At 55.6% G+C, this 16722-nt stretch carries 6 protein-coding genes; all 6 read left to right on the forward strand.

Annotated features, from left to right (window positions below):
- The 6 genes from J4772_RS15830 (at position 1) to J4772_RS15855 (ending at position 16708) form a co-directional block, all read left to right on the forward strand.
- Positions 1-696 carry a 4'-phosphopantetheinyl transferase family protein gene (locus J4772_RS15830; RefSeq protein ID WP_209076059.1) on the forward strand — a complete coding sequence of 232 codons (696 nt, stop codon included), beginning with the start codon at positions 1-3 and terminating at the stop codon, positions 694-696.
- Between the two features lie 359 nt (positions 697-1055).
- Positions 1056-13091, forward strand: coding sequence for a non-ribosomal peptide synthetase (locus J4772_RS15835; protein ID WP_209076061.1), 12036 nt, complete (start codon positions 1056-1058; stop codon positions 13089-13091).
- Positions 13088-13900: a CPBP family intramembrane glutamic endopeptidase gene (locus tag J4772_RS15840; RefSeq protein ID WP_181917505.1), complete on the forward strand. Its 813-nt coding sequence runs from the start codon at positions 13088-13090 to the stop codon at positions 13898-13900. Before J4772_RS15835 ends, J4772_RS15840 begins: the two co-directional genes overlap by 4 nt.
- A complete protein-coding gene (locus J4772_RS15845; protein WP_209076063.1) occupies positions 13897-14667 on the forward strand; it encodes a CPBP family intramembrane glutamic endopeptidase in 771 nt (256 codons plus the stop codon). The genes J4772_RS15840 and J4772_RS15845 overlap by 4 nt, the downstream gene beginning before the upstream one ends.
- The gene (gene fabD / locus J4772_RS15850) at positions 14664-15881 is read left to right on the forward strand and encodes an ACP S-malonyltransferase (protein ID WP_209076065.1); all 1218 of its coding nucleotides are present in this window, start codon (positions 14664-14666) and stop codon (positions 15879-15881) included. The genes J4772_RS15845 and fabD overlap by 4 nt, the downstream gene beginning before the upstream one ends.
- A 14-nt stretch (positions 15882-15895) precedes the next feature.
- Entirely contained in the window at positions 15896-16708 is an 813-nt protein-coding gene (locus tag J4772_RS15855) for a CPBP family intramembrane glutamic endopeptidase (protein ID WP_209076067.1), read from the forward strand.
- Positions 16709-16722 lie beyond the last annotated feature (14 nt).

Genomic DNA, 16722 nt, shown 5'->3' on the forward strand with positions numbered 1-16722 from the left:
TTGAACGAAATCCGGCTGTATGTCGTTTCAGTCAAAGACGGATTCGAGCTCAGCAGGCTCGATCGGGGGCTTGCCTTGTTGGATGAAGAGGAACTGCAGGTCTACCGCCGCTATCAGGTCGACTTCAAGAAAGTGGAGTTCGCCATTGGTCGCATCTTGTTAAAGACGCAGCTGGCGCAGCGAATCGGGGCCGACCCGCGATCGATCCGATTTCGCAAAAATCAGTACGGCAAGCTCTACCTTTCGGAACAAAACATGGGAACAACGAGCGAACAAGTCTTTTTCAATCTGTCTCACACGGATAAATTAATCGTTTGCGCCATGACGACATTAGGCGACATCGGCGTGGACGTTGAGCATATCGCCCGGGATCATTTGACTATTATGCCTCGCGTTTTTAACGAATCGGAGATCGAGTACGTAAACGCACATCAGGGCGAGGAGGAAAAACTAGCGGCATTCTATATGATTTGGACGAGGAAGGAAGCGTATATGAAGGCCAAGGGAATGGGCTTTTCTCTACCGCCTTTGTCGTTTGCCGTTCCTGTTCGGCCTGGTCGAGCGACGCATGGGGAATGGGAGTATAACACCTGCCGTCTTCTTGAGAAATATATGCTCTCGACCGCGCTGCATAATCCGACAGGATACGACATTCATTACCGCATTCAAGAAATAGATTGCGAGCAGCTCGAGTAATTGTCTCGGCCAATCCCCTCCGGCAAGGCCGATAACCTGACCCGAAATCCGCAAACCCGCCAGTTCCGGCGCACATAACCCGTGGAGCCCACAGGAGCTTTGCGGGTTTCTTTGACATTCCCGAATTCCTGACAAACTCCTCTTTTTTCTGCCGTACTCTCTCGAAAAAATTTGGATATTAGTGAAAAGTATCCCTGGATAAAGAATCTTGGCACTTGCTGGCCAATGGAAAATTTAAGTAATCTTTAAGTAATCTATCTTTACAATTTTGTGCAAATGCACAGACGTTACACAAATTAACTAAAAGAGGGGAATAGCGCCTGAACGCGAGATTAGATGACTAGGAGGTAAGCTGGGCGATGCATAAAGGAGATACGCTAGTCGAATTGCTCTCCGTAAATCGAACGAAGCATAAAGGAATCACGTTTGTTCACAAGAAACAAGAGCATCACGTATCTTACGATCAACTGTACGAACGATCGATGGCTTATCTCGGCGATCTGCAAAAGAAAGGGCTGCGCAAGGGAGATCGCGTCGTCTTGCTGCTCCAAGAGAACGAGGCCTTTCTTCTTGCCTTCTGGTCATGCTTGTTGGGCGGAATCGTTCCGGTTCCGATCCAGTATGCGACGACGGAAGAACAGACCGTTAAATTTTTCGAAGTATGGCGGATGCTTGATAATCCCAGTCTTATTACCGACTCGGAGCAGCATGAGCATCTTCGACAGTTTGCGGATCGGCAGGGGAAATATCCGTTAACGGACCGCGAACGCATCGTCATCTACGACGAGCTGATCCAGGGCAAGCCGGGGATTATCCCCGACATTTCTCCCGGGGATTGCGCCTTTATCCAGTTTTCTTCGGGGTCTACAGGACAGCCTAAGGGCGTTGTGCTCACACACGAAAATTTGCTGACAAATATTCGTGCGATCGTCGGCGGGTGCGGAGCTACGGAATCCGATTCGTCGATCAGCTGGCTGCCGCTCACCCATGACATGGGCTTGATCGGGTTTCATCTCGCGCCGGTGTATGCATCGATGAACCAGTGGATTATGCCTTCGACCTTGTTCATGATGCAGCCGATGCAGTGGATGGAACTGGTGCATCGGAAGCGAATTTCCATGCTGTCGTCCCCCAACTTCGGGTACCAGCATTTTCTCAGACATTTCAAGGAGAAGGCGGCTGGCGAGTGGGATCTTAGCTGCGTCAGACTCATCTATAACGGAGCGGAACCGATATCGGCGCATATTTGCGAGGATTTTGTGGATCGCTTGGCTCCGTACGGATTGCGACGAAACGCGATGTTCCCGGTTTACGGATTGGCGGAAGCAAGTCTGGCCGTCACGTTCCCGCCGGTAGAAGAAGAGGTTGTTGCGATTCATCTTTCCAGGCGAGCGCTGCGAATCGGCGAACCGCTGGCGATGAATCCGGACGACGAAGAGGATCGAGTCACATTTGTAGATGTAGGATTCCCTGTAGCGGATTGCGAGGTGAGAATTAGCGGAGACGATCATGCTGAGCTTCCGGAAGGAACGGTTGGACATATCCATATTCGCGGAAAAAACGTAACGTCGGGATATTACCGAATGCCGCAAGTCAATGCGGCGTCATTCACACAAGAAGGGTGGTTTATTACGGGAGATATCGGCTTTATGCGCGGGGGGAGGCTTTGTGTCACAGGCAGACATAAGGACATTATTTTTGTAAACGGGCAAAATGTGTACCCCCACGACATAGAAGGAACGATTGAAGCTTTGGAAGGCATTGCTCCGGGCCGAACGGCGGCCTGCGGCGTCTATAATGAGCGGCTGGGGAGCGAGGAAGTGGTTTACTTTGTATCTCATCGCGGGGAGCCGGAGAAGTTCGCGGATCAGGCGGCAAGAATTCAACGCGCCTTAAACGCACGCATGGGCATCGACGTGAGAAACGTGCTCCCCGTCAGAGCCATTCCTAAAACGACAAGCGGCAAAACGCAAAGGTACAAGTTGGCGGAGCAGTTCAGGGCGGGCGAATTCGCCGAGCTTGCGCAAACGATGACGGAGCTCTTGCAGGCGAACCTCCAACACAAAGCGCATAAATCGCCGCAGAACGCTACCGAAGCCAAGCTGCTGGCCATTTGGCAGGAAGTTCTGGAGAGAGAGCGGATCGGCACGGACGACGCTTTCTTTGAAATCGGCGGACAGTCCTTGGGCGCTTCGCACGTTCTTGCTCGGATCGAGCATGAATTCGAGGTAGAGGTCCCTATCCAGAGACTGTTTGAGCTTGCGACGATTGAAGCGATGGCCGAGTATATCGATCGGGCGGAGAAAATTTGCATCCAGCGGATAGAGCCGCTTAGGGAGCGGAGAGAAGCGTATCCGGCGACGTTTGCGCAGCAGCGGATGGTAATGGCGGAGCAGAACGAAGGCGTTCACACCGCTTATGTCATTGCAGGCGTCATGAAAATTGCCGGTACATTGGACAGAGACGCAATCGCCCGCGCCTTCGGCGAACTCGTCGCAAGACATGAAGCGCTGCGCACCTCGTTCCATACGCGGGAAGAAGGGATCGTGCAGATCGTTCGCGACCGCGTGGATATTGCCGTGGATTGGCGGGATGTCGCCGCGGAGCCGTCGGAGGCTCAGTTGCAAGCCGCTATACAAGCTTTTGATTTGTCGGCGCCTCCGCTGATGAGGGTACAGGTGTGGTCCTGGGCGGAAGATCGGCGGGCGGTGGCCGTCCATATTCATCATAGCGTGGCCGACGGTTTGGCGATGAACGTATTAATGGCGGAGTTCATTAAGCTTATTCAAGATCAGCCGCTGCCCGACCTTGCGCTGAGGTACAGCGATTTCGCATGCTGGCAGCAGGGCGGGATGAAAGCCGAAACGCTGGAGGCCGGACGGCAATATTGGATGAACGCTCTGCAAGGCGAGCTTCCGGTAACGGAGCTGCTGATGGACCGGCGAAGACCTGCCGTCAAGAGCTATGCCGGGTCAAGCGTGAAGATCGGCCTGGACAAGGAGGACGTCAAGGCGATCCAAGAGCTTGCGCAGCGGTCGAACGCAACGCTGTATATGGTGCTGCTGTCTGCTTACTCGATTTTGCTGGCGAAGTACTGCGGGCAGGAGGATGTCCTCGTCGGATCCCCAATCGCGGGAAGAAGCCATAACGGGCTGGAGCAAATGGTCGGAATGTTCGTCAATATGTCCGCGTTGCGAAGCTATCCGGAAGGGGATAAAACCTATCTCGATTACTTAGCCGAGACGAAAGAGGCGGCGCTGGGAGCGTTCGCTCATCAGGATTATCCGTTCGAATTCGTGGTGGAACAACTGGGCATTCAGCGCGACCCGAGCCGGAATCCGCTATTCGAATACGTATTTGTGTTGCAGGAGCGGCTGAACGTATCCGGAGCGGCCGGAGGACTGAGCTTCGAAGCCGACTTCGTCGAGCCGGCCGCGGTTCCGTTTGATCTGACGTTGGAGGCGTTGGCTGACGGCGATGATCTGGCTTTTACTTTCCGTTACGCGACGGAACTGTTCCGAGTATCCACGATAGAGCGAGTGGCGGAGCACTATATTCGTATCCTGCAGGACATCGTTAAGCATCCGGGCAAGCAGCTGAAGGACATCGAACTGCTGACTGCGGAAGAGAAGCAATGGCTCACGAGCGGCTGGAACTTGGCGTTTGCCCCATATCCGAAGGAGCAGACGATTCCTCAGCTGTTCGAGCGGCAAGCCGAGAAGTACCCGGAGCGAATGGCCGTGACGTTTAACGGAAGCTCTCATTCCTATCGGGACATCAACGAACGAGCGAACCAACTGGCGCACGCGTTACTGGCCAGCGGGGCAGGTTCCGGCTTTGTCGCGGGATTGATGGCCGATCGCTCGGTGGAAATGATCGTCGCCATTCTGGCGATCTTGAAGGCCGGAGGAGCGTATCTGCCGATTGATCCGACGTTCCCGGCGGAGCGCACGGAGTACATGATGAGCGACAGCCGGGCAATCTGCATGCTGACGATGGGCAAATGGCAGGAGCGCTGCTCGCGCTTGGGCCATGTTATGCTGCTGGACGACGGCTCGTACGATAGCTTCAGCCGCGAGAATCTTCCGCCTCGTAACGAAGCTGGCGATCTGGCTTATATCATGTACACGTCGGGCTCGACCGGGAACCCAAAAGGGACGTGCACGACGCACGCCAACATCGTTCGGGTCGTGAAGGACACGAACTATATCGCCATCACGGAGCAAGATACGCTGCTGCAACTGTCCAACTACGCTTTCGACGGCTCGACATTTGATATTTTCGGCGCATTGTTGAACGGGGCGAAGCTCGTACTGGCCGATGCGGATACGGTCGGCGATTCGAATCGGTTAAGCGAGCTGCTGACGGCGGAAAAGGTAACCGTATTTTTCGTAACGACGGCGCTGTTTAACGTCATCGTGGAGGAATACATCGACGCGCTCGCGCATGTGCGCAAAATATTGTTCGGCGGGGAACGGGCTTCGGTCTCCCATGTTCGCAAGGCGTTCCAGGCGCTTGGACCCGGAAAGCTCATTCATGTGTACGGGCCGACGGAAACGACCGTATTTGCGACATATTACGAGATCGAGCAGTGGGAGGAGCAGGCGAGCGGCGTTCCGATCGGTAAGCCGATTAACGGAACGGGACTGTATGTTATGAACCGCTACGGACGTCCGCAGCCGATCGGCGTGCCGGGAGAACTGTGGATTTCCGGGGACGGGCTGGCCCGGGGGTATCTTAACCTTCCGGACGTCACCGCCGAGAAGTTTATCCCGCATCCTTACGAGGCGAACGAACGGGTGTACCGGACGGGGGATTTGGTGCGCTGGCTGCCCGGAGGCCATATTGAATTTCTGGACCGAATCGATCAACAGGTTAAAATTCGCGGCTTCCGCATCGAGTTAGGCGAGATTGAAGCTTGTCTGCTGGCTCATCCGCACCTTCAAGAAGCATGCGTGATTGCTCGCGCTGCGGAAGGAAGTCCGTCTCTATGCGCCTACTATGTCGCGAATGAAGCCGTAAACGGGGAGGAGATCAGAGCTTACTTATCCGAAGCGCTGCCCCTGTTCATGGTTCCCGCCGATTTGATCGCACTGGAGGCGATGCCGTTAACGTCGAACGGGAAGATCAACAAGAAGCTGCTGCCCGCTCCGGATCTGTCCCGTGGAAGCCATAAAGCCTATGTACCGCCAACGGACGAGCTGGAGCGCGCGCTTGCCGCGCTGTGGGAAAACCTGCTGCAGCGTCAGCCGATTGGAAGAGACGACCATTTCTTCGAATTGGGAGGGCATTCGCTTAAGGCGACCATCCTGTTGGCCCGGATCTACGAGCAGTTTCATGTGAAGGTCCCTTTTCAGCAGTTTATGCGAATGCCTACGATACAAAACTTGGCCGCGCTAATCAAACAGGGGGGAGTGAAAGCGTTTACTCCCCTGGTCTCGCGAGAAAATGCGTCGGGCGAGTATCCTGTCTCCCCCGCGCAGCAACGGCTGATGATCCAGGAGCAATTGGAGGCGATGGGCACCAATTACAATATGCCGATCGTTCTGAAGGTGGACGGCTATCTTGACCCGCGTCAGGTGGAAGCGGCTTGGGAGCAGTTGGCCGCAATCCATGAACCGCTGCGTACCTCGTTCGTCTGGCGGCAGGGAGAGATGCGGCAAATCGTTCACCCGAACGCCCGCATACGCGTTCATGCCGAAACGGCGGAGCGGGAGCAGGCGGAGGAACGGCTGCGAAGCTGGATTCGACCGTTTGATTTAGCGGCGGCTCCGCTGGTGCGAATCTATCTGCTGCAGATTTCCGCCGAAGAACAGTATTTGCTCATCGACATGCATCACATCATAGCGGACGGCGTCTCGGTTCAGCTCCTCCTTAACGAGATGTTCCGAATGATGGGGGGTTATCCGGCGTCTCGGCCGCGCCTGCAATACAGGGACTACGTGCAGTGGTTGGATGAGGAGCGGCATTCCGCCTCGTTCCGGCGGCAGCAGCAGTATTGGCGGGAGCAGCTGGCCGGCGAGCTTCCCGTGCTGAACATGCCGCTGGACTTCCCACGCCGGGAGCATAAGACGTATCGCGGCGAGACGCTTCGCTTTACTGTGAATGCGGAAACGGGAGAGCGGATCCGTGCAGTCGCGCAGCGGGAGAACGTCACGGTTCATACTGTATTGTTCGCCGCGTACAGCGCGCTGCTGTACAAGCTCAGCGGTCAGGACGACTTCATCGTCGGCTCCCTCGTTGCAGGACGCAGCCATCCCGAAGTTCAGGACATGGTCGGCATGTTTAACAATTTCCTGCCGATCCGCTGTCGTCTGCCGGAAGCGCAGACGTGCGGAAGCTGGATGCAGCAGCTTCATCGTACGCTGATGGAGGCTTACGAGCATCCGGATTTCCCTTACGATCAGATGATCGCGGATACGGGCGCTTCCGTCGACGCCTCCCGGAATCCTTTGTTCGATACGATGCTGGTCGTGCACAGTCAGATGGAATCCCCCGATGCTTGGCAATTCGGGGAGTGGCGATGCTCGCGCTACGAGCTTGAATTGGGGCAGGCCAAGCTCGATTTCAAACTGGATATTTACTTGGTGGAGGACGGAACGCTTCGCTGCGACCTGGAATTCAATACGGATTTGTACGCCGGGAAGACGATGGAACGGTTCGTCCGGCACTTTCAAATCGTGGCGGAGCGGCTGGCGAACGACCCGGATGTATCCTTGGCCCAACTGGACGTGCTTACCGAGCGGGAGCGAGAGCAAATTTTGTGCGAATTCAATTCGACGTTCCGGCCCTATCCGAGCGAGCAAACGCTGGTCGAGCAATTCGAGCGGCAGGCCCAGCTCACGCCCGATCGGATTGCGCTTACGCACGGCGAACGGAAATGGACCTTCCTTGAAGTGGATCGTTTGGCCAACAGGCTTGCCAGAACGTTAAGAAGGCTTGGCGTACGGCGGGAGGAAATTATCCCGATTGCGGCGGAACGATCCTTGGAGATGATCGTCGGTATTTGGGCGATTCTGAAGGCCGGCGGCGCGTATTTGCCGCTGGACCCGCATTATCCGCAGGAGCGGAAACGGTACATTCTCGAAAATAGTCAGGCACAGAGGATTGTGACGCAAAATCAAGGGATAGCTTCTCTGGCCTCAATTCATGCGGAGCTGCCGATTATCGATCTGGACGACGCGACTAATTACGATGCGGACGACCGGCCGCTCACTCCGGTGAACGAAGCGCGGGATTTGGCCTATGTCATTTACACGTCGGGATCGACGGGACAGCCGAAGGGGGTGCTCATCGAGCATCGCTCCGTCATTAATCGTTTGAACTGGATGCATAGAAGCTACCCGATCGATGCCGAAGACGTCATTTTGCAGAAAACGCCGTACACGTTCGATGTGTCCGTATGGGAGCTGTTTTGGGGCGCTACGAAAGGGACGACCCTGCATTTACTGGCGGCGGACGGGGAGAAGGACCCGAAGCAAATTGCGGAAGCGATTGGGCGCCACCGGGTGACGACGCTGCACTTTGTACCTTCCATGCTGCAAATCTTTTTACTGCACCTGGAACAGCATCCCGAAGACGTCGCGAAGCTGGCCGGCCTCCGGCAGGTTTTTGCAAGCGGCGAAGCGCTGCATCCGCATCAGGTTCGGCTGTTCCAGTCGCTGCTGTACGACCGATTCGGAGTCCGGCTTGTGAATTTGTACGGTCCGACCGAGGCGACGGTTGACGTATCCTGCTTCGACTGTTTTGCCGAACCGATGGGCCAGCTCGTGCCGATCGGCAAGCCCATCGACAATATCCAACTGCTCGTCATGAACGATCATTTGCAGCTTCAACCGATCGGGGCGGCCGGAGAGCTGTGCATCGCGGGGGACGGTCTGGCCAGAGGGTATCTCAACCAGCCGGAATTGACCGCGCAGAAGTTTGTCGACCATCCCTTTGCCGACAAGCAGAAGCTGTATCGCACCGGGGATCTCGTCAGATGGCGCGAGGACGGTCATATCGAATATTTGGGCCGCTTGGATCATCAAGTGAAAATTCGCGGCTATCGCATCGAGTGCGAGGAGGTCGCTCATCAGATGGGCTCCGCTCCCGGGGTACGGGAGGCGATCGTCGTCGCCCATCGGGACGCGCGGTCGGAAGCTTACTTGTGCGGCTACTATATTTCCGACCATGAGATCGGATTGGCGGAATGGCGCGCACGGTTAAGCGAGACGCTGCCGGATTATATGATTCCCGGCTTCTACGTTCGCCTGGATCAATTTCCGCTCAGCGCGAACGGAAAGCTGAATCGCAAGGCGTTGCCGCTGCCCGAAACCGGCATCCGAGACGAGGCGGCCTACGCAGAGCCAAGCAATGAGATCGAGAGCAGGCTTGCCGCGATCTGGCAGGAGCTACTGGGCGTTCCGCGGATTGGCGTGGAGGACAACTTCTTCAGCCTGGGAGGACATTCCTTGCGGGCGGCCCATCTCGTGACGAAAATCCATGAGGCGTTCCACGTATCGATCGCCTTAAGAGAAGTGTTCCAATCGCCGACGATCAAACAATTGGCGCAACGCATCGTCTCGTCGGAGCGGGAACGGTTCGAATCCATCCCCCCGGCGGAGCCGAAGGAAGCTTACCCGCTGTCCTCGGCGCAGAAGCGATTGTACGTTTTGCATCAGATGGAGGAGGCGAATACCGCTTACCATCTGTCGCAAGCGATTCGAATGACCGGAGCGCTCGATACGGCAAAGGTGGAGGCCGTCTTCCAACGGCTTATTGCACGCCATGAATCTTTGCGGACGAGCTTCGTATGGACGGAAGGCGAACCGATGCAGCGCATCCATCCGCAGGTGGATTTCTCGCTCGAATTGGCAGATGCAGAGGACGAGCGAGCGCGCATTCGTTCCTTCCTGCGGCCGTTCGAGCTGACGCAGGCCCCTTTGCTTCGCGTCGTGCTCATTCGCAAGTCGGCGGACGATCATGTGCTGCTGTTCGATATGCACCATCTGATTGCCGACGGCTTGTCTACCGTACATTTGGCGAACGAGTTCATCGCGCTGCACGAAGGGAAGGAATTGCCGCCGCTTCGCATCCAGGTCAAGGACTACACGGAATGGCAAAATCGCTGGTTAAGCGGGGAACAGGCCGCACGGCAAGAGCGGTTCTGGCTTGGGCAATTCGCCGACGGAGTTCCCACGCTGCAGCTTCCGACGGATTTTGTGCGGCCGTCCAGAAAGACGACGGAAGGAGACCGGATCGTCGCGCAACTGAGCGAGCGGGATTCCCAGGCGGTTCGCGATTTGGCCGCACGGCATGGAGCGACCCCGTACATGGCGCTGCTGGCCGCATTTAATGTGCTGCTGCACAAATATGCCGGTCAAGACGAGATTGTTGTAGGCACGCCGGTATCGGGCCGAACCCATAGCGAGCTTCAGCCGCTGATCGGAATGTTCGTCAATACGCTGGCTCTGAAAACGAAAATCTCGGCGGACGGAAGCTACAGCGAGCTTTTGGCCGCAACGAAGGAGCTAACGCTTGAGGCGTTCCAGCATCAGGACTATCCGTTTGAACGGTTGATTGATCAGTTAAAGCTGGAGCGGGACCTGTCTCGCAACCCACTGTTCGATGCGATGTTTATCGTACAGAACATGGGCTTGCCGGAGCTGGAGCTGGACGAAGTCGCATTCGCGCCCTATACGCTGGACAATCCGACCGCCAAATTCGATTTGACGCTGGAGGTCGTGGAACATGGAACGGCGTTGACCTTAAATCTGGAGTATGCGACATCGCTCTTCACGCCGGAAACGGCCGAACGAATGCTGCGGCATTATATCCGTATCGTGCAGAGCGCCTGCGAAAGCCCGGATGCGCCAATCGCCGAGACGGCGTGGATGAGCGAAGAGGAGAAGCAGATGATTCTTGGCGACTTTAACGCGACGCGCAGAGCTTATCCGGAAGATCGCACGCTGCTCGATTTCTTTGAGACGCAGGCGGCGAATAGAGCGGAGCAGGTTGCGGTGCAGTGGCTGGACCTGAGCCTCGGCTATAGAGAGCTGAACGAGCGCGCGAACCGTCTCGCCCGCACGCTGCGCGAGTACGGCGTGAAGCCGGATAGCTTCGTTCCGCTGCTGATCGAGCGTTCGCCGGAAATGTTGGTCGCCATCTTGGCAATCTGGAAGGCCGGAGGGGCTTACTTGCCCGTCTCGCCCGATTTTCCGGCGGAGCGCATTCAGTACCTGCTTCAGGACAGCGGGGCCGGCATCGTAGTCGGCAGAGCGAAATATTGGCTTCCGCTGCAAGAGAGCATAAGCGAGCTTCAGTCCGTAACGGGAATCGATGTGGACAGCGAATCGTCGTACGCGGACGATCGCAGCAATCTGCCCCGCGCGCATACGAGCCGTCATCTGGCGTACGTCATCTATACGTCGGGCTCGACCGGGCGGCCGAAAGGAACGATGATCGAGCACCGCTCGGTCGTGAATCGCCTGCTCTGGATGCAGGAGCAGTATCCGCTGCTGCCGGACAGCGTCATTTTGCAGAAAACGCCGTTCACTTTCGACGTCTCCGTATGGGAGCTGTTCTGGTGGATGATTCCCGGAAGCCGGGTGGCGCTGCTGGAAAGCGGGGGAGAAAAAGATCCGGCGCTAATCGTCAAGGCGATCGAAAAATACGAAGTAAGCCATATGCATTTCGTGCCTCCGATGCTGAAGCTGTTTTTGGAGCATTTTCATCGCATGGGGATGACGGCCAATCTCAATCGCCTCGCCTACGTATTCGCCAGCGGCGAAGCGCTGCAAGCGCCGCAGGTCGAACAATTCCAAGCGTTGAACGAGCGCTTCGGAACGCGATTGATCAACCTGTACGGCCCGACGGAAGCGACGGTCGACGTCTCCCATTACGAGTGCGGCTGGACCGAGCCGCCGAGCAGCGTTCCGATCGGGAAGCCGATCTACAATACGTCCTTGCTGATCTTGAACGACCGCTTCCAACTGCAGCCGATCGGCGTTCCCGGGGAGCTGTGCATTGCCGGAGACGGCTTGGCCCGAGGCTACGCGAACCGACCGGAATTGACGGCCCAATCGTTCGTGGACCATCCCTTCCTCGCCGGCCGGAAGCTATATCGTACGGGAGATTTGGCGCGCTGGCTGCCGGACGGGAACATTCAATACTTGGGAAGGCGAGACAATCAGGTCAAAATTCGCGGCTTCCGCATCGAATTGGGCGAGATCGAGCAGGTGCTTCTGAAGCACGAGCACATTCGCGAATGCGTAGTTGTCGTGAAGCGCAATAAGCAGCATGAGGATTATCTTTGCGGCTACATGGTGGCAAGTCAGCCTCTGTCGGGCGTCGAAGTGAAAGCATGGCTGCAGCGCAAAGTGCCGGAATATATGGTGCCCGGCTACATCGTGCAATTGGATCAGATGCCGCTCAGCTTTAATGGGAAGCTGGACCGCAAAGCGCTTCCCGAGCCGCAAGGGGCAGGAGAAGGACGAGGCGATGCTTCGACGCTGCCGAACAACGAAATCGAGCGGCGGCTGGCCGCTATCTGGCAGGAGCTGTCGGGAACGGAAACGTTCAGCGTTCACGACAACTTTTTCGACATCGGAGGCAATTCCTTGCTGCTTGTCAGGGCGCAGGCGGAAATCGACGCCGTGTATCCCGATCTGGTCAAAGTAACCGACTTGTTCACCTACTCGACGGTATTCAAGCTGGCCGAACATATTCGATCGCGCAAGAAGCTGGTTGCAGCGGAGAAAATCGCGTTGATCTCGTGGCCGCTAGTCGATTTTGGCTCCTCTGCCTCGCAGCAAGCGGCAAGAGAATATCGCTATACTCCGGACAAGAAGGCGATCGATCAACTGACCTCTATCGCCGCGCGGCTAGGCGTGGAGATTCGCGACATCTGGCTGGCGATATATGCCTACTTGCTTCACGAGCGTTCCAAGCAACAAGAGATTACGATACAAGTCGTTCGCCAACCGGGATTCGTCATCGAGCTGCGGCAAAGCTTCGCTCAGGTGAACCATTTTGGACAGTTGATTGCGAGCATCCATGAAAGCCTCCGCACGGATTCGGCATCAGGCATTGCGCTGTCCGAATGGCGCGCGAGAGTTGTAAAAACGAGAGAAAAAGGAACGTTATTGCCCGTATTTTCGCTAGATGGGCCGCATTCTCTCGCAGGAGAGAGCGACTACGACATTTGCATTGGCGCGAGCTTGTCCGCTCAGCGCGAAATCCAGCTCGTGCTGCAATTCAACGCGCAGCGCTTAAACTCGGACAGAATGAAGCGGCTGCTGCAATCCTTCGTCCAGATTATGCATCAAATCATCGAGGCCTTTGCCGCGGATGCGAACGCGGCTGTAGCAAGAGAAACTTCCCGCAACTCAAATGGAGGCGAAACCGAACAATGAAAAAAACGACTTCTAAAAGCTTGTTCAACATCGTGTGGATCATCGCCGTTTATTTTGTTTTATTCTATGGCCTAATTCAAGTTTACTCGCGGTTTGTGTATCCCACGTCCGGCTGGTTTGAGGACAATCCGATCGCCTTTATCGTCTTTAACGACATCATTCAAATGCCGCTACTCTTTTTCATCATGCTGAAGGTTCGCAAGGTTCATATTTTCAAAGAGGCCGGATTTACCAAGCTCGGCATGCCGCAAGTCGTCACCATTGTCTCGATCGGTCTGCTGATGGGCTGGTTTACCGATCTGCTCTTTAGTCTGAGCTGGATAAAGGTCCATTTCCCGCAGTTCGAGGAGATTCTGGCCTACCTCAACGACGGCTCGAGCGTGCTGGTGTTCCTGGCCTTCCTGCTGTACGGCAATATTTACAAAGAAATGCTGTTCCGCGGCATGATTTTTAAGGAGCTGCGCAGGCTGTCGCCGCTGACGGCCGCCATCATTATTCAAGGAATCCTGTACGGCGGATTATTTTTCAGCTTTGACATTCCGTTAACGGTGTACGGATTTCTGGGTGCGGTCGTGTTCGCCCTTCTGTATGTTCGTTATCGTTCGATCTGGGCGCCGATTCTTGCGCAATATGCCTGTCAAGGCAGCCAATATGTATTCAGAAGATCGGAGACGCATGTCGCCGACCCGAATATGCAGTACCTCTTCCTGGCGATTACAGGAATCGCGATCATTGCTTTGCTTATCGTCATCTTCAACAAGCATCGGGGATTGCAGGCCAATGCGATTGGCAAGGAGGGGGCGGCGTGAAAATCGTTCGGGCTATCGGCTTCATCGTGCTGTATTTGGCGATCTATGTCGCCGTTCAGCTCGTCAGCCAAAGCGTATTGTCGCAACTGTCTCTTCAGGTGTCCTTTATCGTCAACAACGTCTGTACGCTCGCGATTTATGCGCTGCTGATGAAAGCTCGCAAGCGGTCGCTGCCGATCTTCTGCCGAGTGAAGGCGATTTCGACCAAGGCGCTGCTCATCGCTCCGTTGATCGGAATCGCGCTAGGAACCGTCATCTACAGCGTAGCCAACCTCCCGGTCATTCGGGAGGATTGGCCGCAAATTTACAATCTGGTCGAGTTCGTCGGCGGGGGGAGTTCGATTGCGCTGACTTTATTGGGTACGGTGCTGGTCGGTTCCTTGTTTGAAGAAGTGCTGTTCAGAGGGCTGATTCTAAATGAAGTTCGCGCCGTATCCCCGGTCTATGTCGCGGTTCTTGTTCAGGCCGTTCTATTTGGAGTCATCCTGATGGATCCGATTTTAGGAGGCTTTGCCGCCTTAGGGGCGCTCGTATACGGGCTTGTCTACTGGGCTTCCGATTCCTTGTGGGCTTCCTTGATCACGCACGTATTCAGCAGCGGAACGGTGATGGTTTGGTTTCAAATGGGAGACTTGTCGACGGCCGTATCCTCTTCCGCAGTCTTCTGGACGAGTTTGTCCGTGCTGCTCGTGTTGTTAGCCGTTCATCTTCAGTTCGTCGCCAGAGGGCGTGGAGCTGCATCGTTAGCAAGCGGGGTGAGTCCATGAAAAAGGTAGCCTTACTGTTCCCGGGACAAGGCTCGCAAATGACGGGCATGGGAAAATGGTTTTACGACCGTTACCCGATCGCCAAACGAACGTTCGAAGAAGCCGACGACGTGTTGGGCTGGAAGGTAACGGACGCCTGCTTCCACGGTCCGATCGCAGAACTGACGAGCACCGATGTGGCCCAGCCGGCGCTTCTGACCGCCTCGATGGCGATGTATCGCGTGTATATGGAGGAGATCGGCATTCGTCCCTTTGCCGCGGCGGGACACAGCCTCGGCGAATATTCGGCTCTTTGCGGCGCGGGAGCGATTTCCTTCGCCGAGGCATTAAAGCTTGTACATTTTCGAGGGCAAACGATGAAGGCGGCGGCAGAGCTGGGAACGGGCACGATGCTCGCCGTCGGCGGAATCGATTATTTATCGACAGAGGAACAATTGGCCTACTTTGCGTCAAGCCGTGAGGAAATCTGCATCGCTTGTTACAACGGGTCTGACCAAATTGTCGTCTCCGGAACGTTTCCGGCGATGGAACGAGTGGAATCTCATTTCCGTAAGCTCGGTGCGAAGGTAACCAATTTGCAAGTCGGAGCTCCTTTTCACCACCCGCTGATGCAGTCCGCCGCCGAGGAACTGAAGTGTCGGCTTGAGCAGGTCGCGTTCAAACCTTTGCAATACAAAGTGCTATCGAACGTCACGGGGCACGCGATTGACGCAAGCAAGCAAAGTCTGGTCGAGGAGCTGACCCGGCAAATGACGCAACCCGTGCAGTGGCACAAATCGATGAACGTTCTGCACTACTGGGGAATCGAACTGGCGATCGAGTTAGGTCCGAAAACGGTTCTGAAGCAGCTATTGAAAAGTCACGACGCGATCGATGCGTATGCCTACGACGTCGCGGAGGATCGCAGTAGGCTGGCAGGCAATATCTCCGTTCAAGCCGGAAACCCGATTCGCGGCGATCATCCGATCGCCAAGCTGGTGGCCATCGCCGTCTCGGAGCCGAATCGCCATCCAGACGATCCGGAAGCTCGGCAAGGCGTCTTGGAGCCATACCAACAGCTCCTCGATCTTCGCGGCAGGCTGGCACAGCAGAATAAGCAGCCTGATCCGGAAGACATCCGTCAAGGCCTGCAATGGCTGCGAACGATTTTGTACAGGAAAGGCGTTCCGCCGGAGCAGCAGCTGAGCCGGCTTGCGGAAGCGAACCTTATTTAACGGAGGTGTGCGCGATGAAAAAATATTTGGCGACAGCGGCGAACGTAATACTTTATTTTGTCGTTTTCTATTTCACCATGTTTGTATTCGGGCGCCTGCTGGCCATCGAAGCTTATGGGAAGCTGATTGAGGCGAATCCGCCGCTTCATCTCGTTTTCATTTTCGGTGTGACGATGCTGCTCTACTGGCTGCTGTTCAAGCTGAATCTAGTGGTTAGCAATACGGAACGTCAGTCGTTTGTACAGGTTGTGAAGTTCGTGAAGCTTCCGTCTAGATTGGTCGTTTTCAGCTTTCTGATCGGACTCGCAGGAGCTCTGGCCAGCCTTGGCCTATTAGAAATCGTCTCCTTAAAGGAAGTGTTTCCGGATTTGGAGGCCAATGTCGATTCGATGATGGGCAGCGGGAACTTCTTGCTCATTATTGCGGCGCTAGGCATTCTGTTTCCGGCGCTTGAGGAAGTAATCTTCCGGGGGCTGCTGTTTAACGAGTTGAAAAAGGTGATGCCGTTGTGGATAGCGGTCGTATTGCAAATGATCGGTTATGTGGCCGTTCAGCCGAGCGCCGGCTTTATGCTCATTTCGGTCGTGACGGGAACGGTTTATTGCCTCATCTATATAATCGCGCGTTCCTTATGGGCGCCGATCATCGTGCAGATTACGGCGATGAGTTTGTTCTTCATCGGCTATAAGCTGGATGTCGGAAAAGGATGGATGAACAGCGACCCGGCGGCCATCGCGATTACGTTGGTCGGCGTCGTCGGCATGATCGCACTGACGATTTGGCTGAATAGGAGGAATAGAGACGCTCGGCCGGCAACGACATTTTAGACGAGGGGGAGCAG

Origin of the sequence: Cohnella sp. LGH, assembly GCF_017671885.1 — a bacterium.
Classification (GTDB): Bacteria; Bacillota; Bacilli; order Paenibacillales; family Paenibacillaceae; genus Cohnella; species Cohnella phaseoli.